This is a genomic window from Chryseobacterium sp. G0201, from assembly GCF_003815655.1.
Lineage (GTDB): Bacteria > Bacteroidota > Bacteroidia > Flavobacteriales > Weeksellaceae > Chryseobacterium.
This window is the reverse complement of record NZ_CP033917.1, coordinates 1,058,279-1,070,678: the sequence shown is the minus strand read 5'-3', so window position 1 is coordinate 1,070,678 and position 12,400 is coordinate 1,058,279. Positions and strand designations below refer to the sequence as shown.

Genomic DNA, 12,400 nt, shown 5'->3' with positions numbered 1-12,400 from the left:
TATAAGAGTTTTTGCTTTATTTTAAATAGTATTATTAATAGGTAAAAGGATGTTTTTAATCTTAAAATCTACTCAAGATTCCCCAATGGATTTTTATATCATTGAATTTAAACGGATTCCCAAATTCGTTCCCATTCGACAGTTGGAAGCTCATCAACCCGATCGGAATGAAGAAGTTGAATCCGAGCCCGACACTGTAGAGCTTAGGTTTGACATTTAATGATTTATTATTGAGCTGTCCGTATTGTCCGAAGACATCAAAAAAGGCCTGATTTCCGATGAGGTATCGATATTCTAAACTTCCATAATAATAGAAATCGGCGGCTAAGGAGTTTTCATTGAATCCCCGCATGGAATTCCAGCCTCCAAAACGATATAATTCGTTGGCAGAGAACTCAACTTTTGAGTCCATCATGGCTCCTTCTGCCTTTATATTCAGGAAATGATTTCCGTTGATATTATAATTATGTTCCCCAAAAAAGTAGAATTGATTTTGCGGAGCTTTAATATTGTCTTTGGTGTAAGTTGTTGTCAGATAATCATATCCGGCACTTATTTTTGTTTTATATAAGAAAAGATCAACGTCAGTAGGTTCCACCATTTCAAACCAGATCCCGATTCCTTTTTTGTTATAATCTTTTCCCTGAACGTATAAAGTATCGATAATACTTGAGCTTTCAAAAGTCCCTCGAAGACCTATTTTGTTTCGGTTATTTAGATGATAATAGAAAGCGGGAAGTGCTTTCACATTCGCAAAAGTAGAATCCTGTCTGAAGATATTAACCTTCATATTTAGACCTACATTGGAATTGAAAAGATAAGGAATGTCAGTTTGCAAATCGAAGTTTTGCCCTTTGTCAGGGTTTCTCTGCCAGTATAAATTGACGGTCTCAAAGCCGTTGAACATATTTTTAAAATTGACATTCAAGGTTCCGTTTAGCGTAAATTTATCTGTTTTATCGTTTCCGAAACCGATTACACCGTCAAAAGTGTTGGTTTTTTTCTTTTCCATGAAGAGGTAGATCTGGGTAGAATCTTTCGTAAACAAAGTCTGAGGCTGCCGTTCTAAACTAAGAAAAGGATGTCCCTGAAAGGTTTTATTGATCGCTAAAAGATTTTTATCATCATACGTTTTACCCTTGAATTCTTTTTCCAGGTTTTTCATGAATCTTTTCGGAACTCTTACGTAATTTTTTACCACAAATCCATCGATGGTTCTTTTGTCGTTTTTGTTGATATCTAATTCTACAATTGGATAACCGTTTTTCTGACCTTTATATTTAGACTTAATTCTGCTGAAAGAATATCCGTCATCAATATATTTTTTGTTGATAACTTTTTTGGTTGAGTCTAAATTTTTAGTGAAAAAATCTTTCTGAATTTTTAATTTTTGGGTAATAGAATCTGAAAGATTGACATACGTTTCATTGAAATTTTTTCCTTTATTGTAAAATATTTCTGTACTATCACCTTTTATTTTTACGTCTTTTAATTCAGTGAAAAAATAATTGTTTTGAGCCAGAGAATCCAGAAACTTCACTGCAGAGACGGAATCTCTAACCTTTTTCTTGACTTTAGTTTCAGAATCTATTAGAAAATAGTGTTTCTTTTGCGCTTGTACAAAAACGCAAAACAGGATAAAAAATATTTTTAGAAATAACTTCAAACTCTTTTAAAAACTGAAACTAGTCCAGTTTATTATATTTCTTCATTAAATTCTCATAAGTTCCCTGAGGAAGTATCCATTTCAACGGAACTCCAATTTTCTGCCCGAATTTACCAAAATAATAATGAGCTTTCCATTTATTTTTTCCTAAAAGATTTTCAACGTATTCTGCAACTTCCAAAGGTTCGGTTCCGTGGCCTACGTGAGAGTTCATTAGAGCATAAACTTTATCAAAGACAGTTGCGTAAGGCTGAGAAACTTTTGTTTTCACTCTGTTTTCTGCAATATTGGTTTTGATATCGCCTAAATGAAGCGAACAAACATTGACATTCCAAGGATAAACTTCATATCTCATAGCTTCTGTTACTTTGTCTAAAGCAGATTTTGAAGCAGAATAAAATCCACGGAAAGGCAGTCCCATTTCACTTCCAATGCTGGAAACATTGATGATCTGTCCGAATTTGTTTTCACGCATTTTCGGCATAACGGCAGTCATCATTTGTACCGCTCCGACAAGATTTAAATTAAATAATTTTAAAATATCTTCTTTTGTAGAATCTTCCACAGCACCAACCATTCCCATTCCTGCATTGTTGATCAAAACGTCAATTCTTGTTTCAGTTTTCAACACTTCTGCGATGGCATTTTGAACGGCGTTGTTATCCGTAACATCAGTTGGAATTGATTTGAAATATTGACTTTCCGTATGTTTTCGGCTTAAACCGTAGACTTTATGACCTTTTTTTCCAAAATATTCGGCTAAAACGAAACCGATTCCTGATGAGGTTCCTGTGATGATTATAGTTTTTACGTTATTCATTATTAATTTTTAATTAAAATAGTTTCTAAATCCTCCCAAAACATTGGATAAGATTTTTCCACAACATCTTCCTCTTCAATATTTAATTCTTTAATCAAACAAAATGGTGCAAAACTCATAGCCATTCTGTGATCTTGGTACGTTTTAATAGAAATATTTTCTTGCGGCTCATCGAAGCTGATTGATTTGATGGTTAAATCTGTAATTTCAGTTTCTGTTCCCAGCTTTTTCAATTCGATGTGTAAAGCTAAAAGTCGATCGGTTTCTTTTACTTTTAAAGTTCCCAACCCTGAAATCTCAAATGGAATTTTCAAAGCTGCAGCCGTTACGCAAAGAGTTTGTGCGATGTCCGGACAATTATTCATATCCAAAATAATCTTTTCTGGAAATGAAAAATTAGGATCTGGTTGAAGAGTCAATTTGTGTTCATCTTCTGAGAAAATCGTTTTAATTCCAAAAAACTCTTCATAGATTTTTGCAATCGCAGAATCTCCCTGAGTTGATTCTTTGTAAAAACTTTTCAGGTGAATAGTTTCTCTTCCCAACGCGCAGATAGAGTAGAAGTAAGACGCAGAGCTCCAGTCGCTTTCGACTTCATAATTAATAACTGATGAATGATCATTGATGAATGATTCGACCTTTATTATATTGCCAATAAAGCTATTTTTAATTCCGAATTTTGTTAAAATATCCAACGTCATTTCAATATAAGACCTTGAAGTAACTTCGCCTACAAGGTTAATTTCTAATCCGTTTTCTAATTTTCCTGCGATAAGCAAAAGAGAAGTGATAAATTGACTTGAAATATTGGACGGAACATTAACCTGAGTTTGAGTGATCTTTTTTCCTGTAATTTTTAAAGGCGGAAAACCTTCATTTTCCATGTACTCAATTTCCACTCCAAGATCCTGAAGAGCGCTTACCAAATTCTTGATAGGCCTTTCTTTCATTCTTTTTGAACCCGTAAGAATAGTTGTTTTTCCTTCGGCAATAGAATAATAAGAGGTAAGAAAACGCATGGCTGTTCCTGCATGGTGAATGTCTACAGTTTCAGTAGTTTCAGACAGTGCTTTTTTCAGCAATTGCGTGTCCTGAGAATTGGATAAATTCCCGATTTTTATATTTTTAAACAGACTTTCCAAAATCAACAAACGATTCGAAATACTTTTCGAACCGCTGATTTGTACTGTTTTATTTCCTGTTAATTTTGATTTTTCTAGCTTCTTCATTGTTCTTCTAAGTTGGAAGCCAGAAGCTGGAAGCGGGAGGTAAAAAGTTTTATGTAAAAAACTTCCAGCATCCAACTTCCAACATCCAGCTATTTTAATTTTTCATTATTCTGATGACGGTCTTTATCGCGATCAGTTTTTATCTTCATTTTTTTATCGAAAGCTTCCTGCAGATTAACTCCTGTTTGGTTGGCAAGACATAAAGTTACAAACAATACATCTGCTAATTCCTCTCCAAGATCTTTGCTTTTATCGCTTTCTTTTTCACTTTGCTCGCCATATCTTCTGGCGATAATTCGGGCAACTTCACCGACTTCTTCGGTCAGCATTGCCATGTTGGTCAGTTCATTGAAATAACGGACACCGTTTGTCTTTATCCATTCGTCAACTTGCTGCTGTAGATTTGTAATTTCCATTATTGATAGGCTCCAAGCGTCGGGCTGGTCGTTCTTGATACGTTAACGATGTCTGTAGGAACGGTTCCTGCAATGGTTGTATTTCCTTTTCCTTTCGCGAAAGAAGCCGGTTTTACTCTTAGATTAAGATGAGCGGTAAAATAATTTACAAACTGAGGATCTTCATTCTTATAACTTTGGATCACACTTGGATTGCTGTCAAAAGGGAAGCCTGCTTCTGTTGTTCCTGCATATTTCAACAAACTGTTTTGAATGATAAAATTAAATTGTTGTCCCGGTGTCTGCTCAAAATTCACAGAATTATCTCTGTCAGAATATACGATGCTGTTTCTTATATTAAGCTGCTGTAATGCACCTTGCTCTGTTTGTCCTGCATCATTTTGCCATTCGTTGGTTGCGAAAATTCCGTTTCTGTTCATTGAAGATAGAACTTGAGAATAATTAGCAATCGTAGCATGAGTGTAAGTATGATTTCCACCTTTGAAGATTCCGATACAAGATTCTCCACAGTTGTTCATGACTAAGTTTTTAGCATTTATCGTAGAAGCAACAGCATATATTCCGTATTCCTGGAAAGTATGGATGAAAGAATTGCTTATCGTTGCATTGGTCTGTCTCATGTCTAAACCTTTCGTTCCTCCGAAAAGTCTTGCGTGATTCATATTAAGAGTAGAATTGGCAGCCATTCTGATAGAGTTCCAGTTCTTAGGAATGGTATCATAATAAGGATCATTTCTGTCTCCTCGAAGAATAACTTCTTTGTCTAAGGTTCCATTAATATTTAAAGTAGATCCTGTAGAAATTTTCATTCCGCTGTTTTTGTGGAAATAAACTTTCGTTCCGGCCTGAATATTCAATACTACATTGGGATCAACGGTAAGATCTCCGTAGATAATTTTAGCTTTATCATTATTCCAGGTTGTATTATTAGTAATAACATTTGGATTTGAGGGAGTTTGAATAAAAAATTCCGCATCCTGAACCACGGAGAATAAAGTCACATGTTGCTGACCTGCCGGACTTGTAAAGATTACTTTGTCTTCAGCAATCGCTTCCGGACCTGTAGCCTCAGGAGCAATTTCAACGAAAATGTATAAACTGTCATTCTTTCTTAACGGAACATCTTTAAAATCATATCCGGATTTCCCGTCTACATTGATTTTATATAAAGATGTTGCTCCTTTTTCAAGGTTGATTCTTGGGATAAGAATATCCTTATCTTCATTATTATATACTTTTACAGCATAAGTTTCAGAACGAACCTGATGATAAACCGTATCACAGAATACAGTATCTCTTGAAAAGCTAAGCTGCTGTGAAGGAGCATCAAAATTGATGTCATCCTTGTTACAAGATACCGCAATGAGAAGCATCCAAAAAGAAAAAGCCAGTAATAATTTGAATTTCATCGAAAATAAAGTTTAATATAGATTTCAAATTTAACGAAAATACTTTAATTTTCTTATCCTCAAAAAAATATTGCGTGAGTATTTGGAAATTAGAAAAAATATTGTATTTTTGCACCCTAAAATTAGCAGAGAAATACCATTACTATTTCGAAAGCAAAACTTTAATTTTTTAAAAAATTGTATTATGAAAAACGGAATTCACCCAGAAAATTATAGACTTGTTGTTTTCAAAGATATGAGTAACGACGAGGTGTTTCTTTGCAAATCTACTGCAGAGACAAAAGATACTATCGAGTATGAAGGACAAGAGTACCCATTGATCAAAATGGAAATCTCTTCTACTTCTCACCCTTTCTACACAGGAAAAGTGAAGTTGGTTGATACTGCAGGTAGAGTAGACAAGTTCATGAACAAGTACAAAAAATTCTCTAAGTAATTTTTTGCCACTAAAAAATATTAAAGCCTTCCAAAACCATTGGAAGGCTTTTTTGTTTGTAAATAGAAGTTAGTTTTTAAGTTAAGTTTGATTTAAGTTTAGATTTTGTTCTCTATTTAAAATAATTCAGGAAAATTTTATTTGTATTTTTGCATTAAGTAGAAATTAGCTAAAAAATAGATAATAGATTTTACTTTGTCTACTAATTTCTAACTACTAACTTCTAACATCTTATATAAAAAATGCAATTAGTATTTTCAGATGCACAATATTGGGAAGATTTTCTTCCGCTTACTTTTACCCGTCCCGTTGCCGAAATGCGATGTGGAATTCTTACTTTCTCCGAAAGATGGCAGAAAGTTTTAGAAAATACAGAAATTTCTTATTTCACCGAAAATTATTTACAGCAAAAATTTAAAAATCCGGAAGAAAAAGAAAGTCTTTTTTTAGTCACTAATTTTTTGCCTACTGAAAATGTTATTCAACAAATTAAAGAACTGAAACAAGGTGAAGCTTTAGTTTATGAAGACGAATTAGTCGCAGCAAAGATCAATATGAAAGATTTTTCGCTTCATCAGATCGAAAAAATGACAGATATTAAAGAAGAACTGATTTTCTTTAAAAAACCAACAGACCTTTTTACTTATAATGATAAAGCAATTGATTTTGATTTTGAATTATTAACTAAAGGAAAAACTTCTCAAGAGCTTTCTTCAACCAACGGATTTTTGGGTGATAAGAAAGACTTATTCATAGAAGAAGGAGCGCAAGTTGAGTTTTCAACGATCAATACAAAAACCGGAAAGATCTATATCGGCAAAAATGCTGAGGTAATGGAAGGTTGTAATCTTCGTGGTCCAATCACGCTTGGAGAAAATTCTAAATTCCATTTAGGTTCTAAAATTTATGGCGCAACAACGATCGGTCCCCACTGTAAAGTTGGTGGAGAAGTTAATAACATCATTATTTTTGGATATTCGAGTAAAGGTCATGACGGTTTCATTGGAAATTCGGTAATCGGTGAGTGGTGTAATTTCGGTGCAGATACCAATTCTTCCAACCTTAAAAATAATTATGGACACGTAAAACTTTGGAACTACAGAACCAAAGCTTTTGAAGATACAGGATTGCAATTTGCAGGTTTAATTATGGGTGACCATTCTAAAACAGCGATTAATACTCAATTAAATACAGGAACTGTTATAGGTGTTGCTTCTAATATTTTCAAAGAAGGCTTTCCTCCCAATCTTGTAGAGAATTTTTCTTGGGGCGGATTTAAAGGCGATGAAAAATTTAAATTAGATAAAGCCTACGAAGTTGCAGAAAAAGCAATGGCGAGACGAAAAGTGCCTTTAACAGATGATGATAAGGCTATTTTGAAATATGTTTTTGAAACATATTAAACGATTATAAATTAAAACTTCAACATTTTTGAAGTTTTTTTTATTTACGATGTAATAGAATACAATTTTTAATTGTCTTACTAATAGAAACAAAACTCATGACCCAAGAAACTTTTAAGAATACGGTATTCATTCTCAAAAATGAGATGTATCGCTTTGCGAAAAGATTCGTTATGAGTAGTGATGAGGCAGAAGATGTGGTTCAGGATCTTATGATTAAGTTCTGGCAGAAAAAAGAGGAGCTGGCGCAGTTTGGAAATTTAAAATCCTATGCATTGAAGGCTGTCCGGAACGAGTGTTTGAACAGACTCAAGCATCACGACGTAAGGCAGGGTTTTGCAGATCTGCAATTACATCGATCGGAGCTTTACAGTATGGAAGTCAATAATTTAAAAGAACACATTGTAGGTTTTATAAATCAGCTTCCGGAGAAACAAAAAATGGTGATCCATTTGAAAGATGTAGAAGAGTATGAAGTTTCTGAAATTTCTGAAATGCTGGAAATGGAAGAAAACGCGGTAAGAGTAAATCTTATGAGAGCAAGACAAAAAGTAAAAGAACAAATCTCACAACTGATGAATTATGAACAACGACAAATTTCAAGATAAATACAACGAAGTCTTCCAAAACATAAAGGAAGAAAAAATGGACTGGGACTTTGAAGATTTCCTTCAAAAAGCAGAAGGCGGAGAATCTGAAAATAAAGAAACCCCTATTATTCCGCTTCAAACGAAAGCGAAGCCATCTTTCCCGAAATGGTTTTGGATGGCAGCAAGCGTGGTTTTGCTTTTCGGAATCGGATTGGTTTTTAATTATAATCAAAAATCCGATGTAGAAGATCAGGCGAAACTTGTTGAAAATCAGATCAAGCAGCAGAAAAAAGATTTCATTGACGAAAATAGTGATCATCAAACGCAGGTTGCCGTAAATCATGTGAATGATACGATTCCCGCAGCGAAAAAAGATTCGATCTTTCAGGAAAATTCGGTTGCCGAGAAAGATGTTTTAGATCAAATTCTCCCAAAAAGAGGAAGATTAAAAAAAGAAAGAAGACCTCAGTTTGTAGATAATTCTTCTTCTAAAAAACATGATTCTTCCGAAAAAGATTCTTCAGGTTACAAAGACTCGTATGTTATTGTAAACGGAAAAAAGATCGAAAATGTAGAAGAAGCTATTAATGTGACTAAGTACTCATTTCAGATATTTGCAAATAACGTTAGTGAAAAATTAGCACAACCCAAGGTGATGGACGACGATTATTAACCTAAAAACAAAGATTTATGAACCTGATCAGGCATTAATCATCTCAGTAAAAATAAAAATTGACTCATGAAAAAAATATTGATAATATTCGCATTTGCTTTTTCCCATTTCTATAATGTTTATGGGCAAGGAGACAAATTTGATAAACTTTTTGAAAAATATCAGGAGGTAGAAGGTGTAACTTCTATCAAGATAGCAAAACCAATGTTTGGAATGCTTAGCAGTCTTAATATTGACGACGCTCAGCTGGATCAGATCAAGCCGTTACTGGCAAAGATCAACGGATTAAAAGTTCTAATCACAGAAAATCCGGAAAAAGCCAACAGTCCGGAAGGCAGAATAGTTCAGAACAATCTTACAGAATTAAAGAAAGACGTTTCTTCTTATCTTAAAAGTTTGAATTACAGCGAAATTATGTCTGTAAATAATTCCGGAGCGAAAATAAAGTTCCTCTCTTCGGAAGCCAAAGACGGAATTTTAGATGATCTTTTATTAAGTATCAACAGCGACAGCGGAGAAAATATTCTTGTCATGCTTGACGGGAAACTTTCTATGGATGATGTCAACAAGATCATTAATTCGAGCGAGACAAAATCAAATACGATAAGTCACACAAGAAATACGCAGACTTCGGATAATAATCCGTCTTATTTGAATGGTGAAGCCAGAAATGTAGGAGAATTTTCAGGAATTAATGTAAGCACAGGTGTAAATGTGGTTTACAAACAGGAAAGTCCTACCAACATCAAAGTCATTGCGGATGCTGATAAACTTCAATACGTTATTACAAAAGTTGAAAACGGTATTCTGAAAGTGTACATTGATAATAAAGGAGTGAAAAACTTAAGGTTTAAAAATTTAAGCGTTAACGTTTCTTCTCCGAGAATGAGTGAGATCAAAACTTCTTCAGGCGCCAATTTCTCAACAGTAAATTCTGTGAATGAAAAAAATCTTGCAATTGATGCTTCCTCAGGATCTACGATTAAAGGAAAATTCAATGTATCCAATACAACGAATGTTGAAGCGACTTCAGGATCAAATATTAAAGCTGATGTTAATTCGGAGAATTTTGAATTGAAAGCTTCAAGTGGTTCCGACACCAGTTTTGAAGGAGAAGTTGCGGCAGCAGTATTTGATATCAGCAGTGGAGCGCTTTGTAAAGCAGAGAATCTAAGATCAAGCAGTGCAGTAGTAGAGTCTACATCAGGCGGAAGTCTTTCTGTAAATGTTACAACCACATTGAAGGTAAAAGCATCTTCCGGAGGTCTTGTAAAGTATAAAGGAAATCCTAAAATTGACTCCAATATCAGTAAAATGTCCGGCGGAAGCTTAAAACCGATTAACTAAAAATCTAATTGCCATGAAAATTTTTAAAAACATTTTTATTATCGCCTGTACAATATTCGTATTGCAATCATGTATAGGAGGTTCCCGCAAGCCTGATATGGATTTCTTCAGCAACACTGATTATGATTTTAAAGGTGCTAAGTTTGAAAGTTTCAATGTACCGATGTTTTTAGCTAAACCTTTTATTAAAAAAGCTTTAAGAGAAGACGGCGGAGATGAAGAATTGATCAATCTTGTAAAAAAAGTTTCTAAAATTAAAGTGTTGACCGTAGAAAATGGCGACCAGGCAATGCTGAAAGATTATGCTAAATATTTAAATAACAACAATTACGAAGACTGGGCAACCATAAAACATGACGGTGATAATGTAAACATCAAAGTGAAACAAACAGGAGAAACCATAAAAAACATGCTGATTACGGTAAATTCTGATAAAGAATTGGTTTTTGTAGATGTAAAAGGAAGTTTTACGGCAGATGATATTTCAAAAATGATTAATTCTGCAACAGATAAGTAAATTTTTAAACCCTTCATATACTCAATTATTTTGTACAAGAAGACCGTTCTTATTTTAAGAGCGGTTTTTATGTTTAGAATATTTAATATTTAAACTTATTTGTTAGTATTAATTATTATTTTTAAGTTAAAATTAAATTAATATTAAAATAATAATATAAAACTTGTTTTCTCATATTTCTGCCTTACTTTTGCGGAAAAATAAATAAGCTATCATTTTCGGAAATAATAATTGAAGCTTTTATAATATCCAGAATAAGTTAACCCTTATATATTCAAGTTATTTTGTACAAGAAAGACCGTTCCTAATAAGTTCGGTTTTTTGATTTAAATAATTGATTATTAATTTTTATTTAAACTATTAAATAGGACTTTCATATCTCGTTGAAATAGCCTAATTTTGCAAAGAAAGTAAAGATGTCTATTCATAACAAAATTGTAGAGACAGCCATCACTTTCGATGACGTTCTTCTAGTCCCTTCTTATTCAGAAGTTTTACCTAACCAGGTTTCATTAAAATCAAGACTTACCGACAAAATCACGCTGAATGTTCCGATAGTATCTGCTGCAATGGACACAGTTACTGAAGGTGACCTCGCTATTGCTTTGGCAAGAGTCGGAGGTTTAGGTTTCATCCACAAAAACATGACGATCGAAGAGCAGGCTGCACAGGTTAACCGTGTAAAGCGTTCTGAAAACGGAATGATCTCAGATCCTGTTACCCTTTCAAAAGATCATACTTTAGCTGAAGCTAAAGAAACGATGAGCAGATATAAAATCTCAGGTTTACCGGTTGTAGATGCTAATAATGTATTGATCGGAATCATCACCAACAGAGATGTAAAATATCAGGAAAATCTTGATATGAAGGTTGAAGAGATCATGACGAAAGAAAATCTGATCACTTCTGATAAAAATACCAACCTTGAGCAGGCAAAAGAAATTCTTCTTAAAAGCCGTGTTGAAAAACTTCCGATCGTAGATTCTGAAAATAAATTGGTTGGTTTGATTACCATTAAGGATATCGACAATCAATTAGAATATCCAAACTCCAATAAAGATCAAAAAGGCCGCCTTATTGTAGGTGCCGGAGTTGGTGTTGGAGAAGACACAATGGATAGAATTGCAGCATTGGTAAAAGCCGGTGTTGATATTATTGGTATTGATTCTGCACACGGTCATTCTAAAGGTGTTTTAGATAAAATCTCTCAGATCAGAGAAATGTATCCGGATTTAGATATCGTTGGTGGAAATATTGTAACTGCAGAAGCTGCGGAAGATCTAATTAAAGCTGGGGCAAATGTTCTTAAAGTAGGAGTTGGTCCGGGTTCTATCTGTACAACGAGAGTTGTTGCAGGAGTTGGAGTTCCTCAATTATCTGCTATTTACAACGTTTACGAATATGCTAAATCTAAAAATGTAGCAGTAATCGCCGATGGAGGTATTAAACTTTCAGGAGATATCGTAAAAGCTATCGCAAGTGGAGCAGGAGCAGTAATGTTGGGTTCTCTTTTAGCCGGAACGGATGAAGCTCCGGGAGAAGAAATTATTTTCCAGGGTAGAAAATTCAAGTCTTACCAAGGTATGGGAAGTCTTTCTGCAATGAAGAGAGGAGGAAAAGAAAGATATTTCCAAAGTGAAGCTAAGAAATTTGTTCCGGAAGGAATTGAAGGTAGAGTACCACACAAAGGGAAATTGGAAGATGTGATTTTCCAATTAACTGGAGGTCTTAGAGCCGGAATGGGATATTGTGGAGCTAAAGATATTGAAGCTTTACAAACAGAAACCAAAATGGTAATGATCACAGGAAGCGGATTGAAAGAATCTCACCCTCATGATGTTATCATCACTCAGGAAGCTCCAAATTATTCTTTATAAGATATTTGTAAGAGATA

At 34.1% G+C, this 12,400-nt stretch carries 12 protein-coding genes; 7 read left to right on the top strand and 5 right to left on the bottom strand.

Annotated elements, in window-relative coordinates:
• Positions 1–61 precede the first annotated feature (61 nt).
• The 5 genes from EG348_RS04775 to EG348_RS04755 form a co-directional block, all read right to left on the bottom strand.
• The gene (locus EG348_RS04775; protein WP_123981141.1) at positions 62–1,666 is read right to left on the bottom strand and encodes a hypothetical protein; all 1,605 of its coding nucleotides are present in this window, start codon (positions 1,664–1,666) and stop codon (positions 62–64) included.
• A gap of 19 nt (positions 1,667–1,685) precedes the next feature.
• A complete protein-coding gene (locus tag EG348_RS04770; RefSeq protein ID WP_123981139.1) occupies positions 1,686–2,486 on the bottom strand; it encodes an SDR family oxidoreductase in 801 nt (266 codons plus the stop codon).
• 2 nt (positions 2,487–2,488) lie between these two features.
• The gene (locus EG348_RS04765) at positions 2,489–3,715 is read right to left on the bottom strand and encodes a 3-phosphoshikimate 1-carboxyvinyltransferase (RefSeq protein WP_123981137.1); all 1,227 of its coding nucleotides are present in this window, start codon (positions 3,713–3,715) and stop codon (positions 2,489–2,491) included.
• An 89-nt stretch (positions 3,716–3,804) separates the two neighbouring features.
• The gene (locus EG348_RS04760; protein ID WP_123981135.1) at positions 3,805–4,131 is read right to left on the bottom strand and encodes a nucleotide pyrophosphohydrolase; all 327 of its coding nucleotides are present in this window, start codon (positions 4,129–4,131) and stop codon (positions 3,805–3,807) included.
• The gene (locus EG348_RS04755) at positions 4,131–5,540 is read right to left on the bottom strand and encodes a hypothetical protein (protein WP_123981133.1); all 1,410 of its coding nucleotides are present in this window, start codon (positions 5,538–5,540) and stop codon (positions 4,131–4,133) included. Before EG348_RS04755 ends, EG348_RS04760 begins: the two co-directional genes overlap by 1 nt.
• Before the next feature lie 184 nt (positions 5,541–5,724).
• On the opposite strand from EG348_RS04755, the gene EG348_RS04750 reads away from it, so the two are divergent.
• From EG348_RS04750 to guaB, 7 genes are all read left to right on the top strand, one after another.
• The gene (locus EG348_RS04750; RefSeq protein WP_123981131.1) at positions 5,725–5,976 is read left to right on the top strand and encodes a type B 50S ribosomal protein L31; all 252 of its coding nucleotides are present in this window, start codon (positions 5,725–5,727) and stop codon (positions 5,974–5,976) included.
• A 242-nt stretch (positions 5,977–6,218) separates the two neighbouring features.
• The gene (locus tag EG348_RS04745) at positions 6,219–7,379 is read left to right on the top strand and encodes a GlmU family protein (RefSeq protein WP_123981129.1); all 1,161 of its coding nucleotides are present in this window, start codon (positions 6,219–6,221) and stop codon (positions 7,377–7,379) included.
• 98 nt (positions 7,380–7,477) lie between these two features.
• On the top strand, positions 7,478–7,987 hold the full coding sequence (locus EG348_RS04740; protein ID WP_123981127.1) for an RNA polymerase sigma factor: 510 nt from the start codon (positions 7,478–7,480) through the stop codon (positions 7,985–7,987).
• Complete coding sequence (locus EG348_RS04735) at positions 7,962–8,642, top strand: hypothetical protein (RefSeq protein WP_185145496.1); 681 nt, start codon at positions 7,962–7,964, stop codon at positions 8,640–8,642. Before EG348_RS04740 ends, EG348_RS04735 begins: the two co-directional genes overlap by 26 nt.
• A 66-nt stretch (positions 8,643–8,708) precedes the next feature.
• Positions 8,709–9,989, top strand: coding sequence for a DUF4252 domain-containing protein (locus EG348_RS04730; protein ID WP_123981125.1), 1,281 nt, complete (start codon positions 8,709–8,711; stop codon positions 9,987–9,989).
• A 13-nt stretch (positions 9,990–10,002) separates the two neighbouring features.
• Positions 10,003–10,506 carry a DUF4252 domain-containing protein gene (locus tag EG348_RS04725; RefSeq protein WP_123981123.1) on the top strand — a complete coding sequence of 168 codons (504 nt, stop codon included), beginning with the start codon at positions 10,003–10,005 and terminating at the stop codon, positions 10,504–10,506.
• Positions 10,507–10,922: 416 nt separating this feature from the next.
• Entirely contained in the window at positions 10,923–12,383 is a 1,461-nt protein-coding gene (gene guaB, locus EG348_RS04720) for an IMP dehydrogenase (RefSeq protein ID WP_123981121.1), read from the top strand.
• Positions 12,384–12,400: the final 17 nt, after the last annotated feature.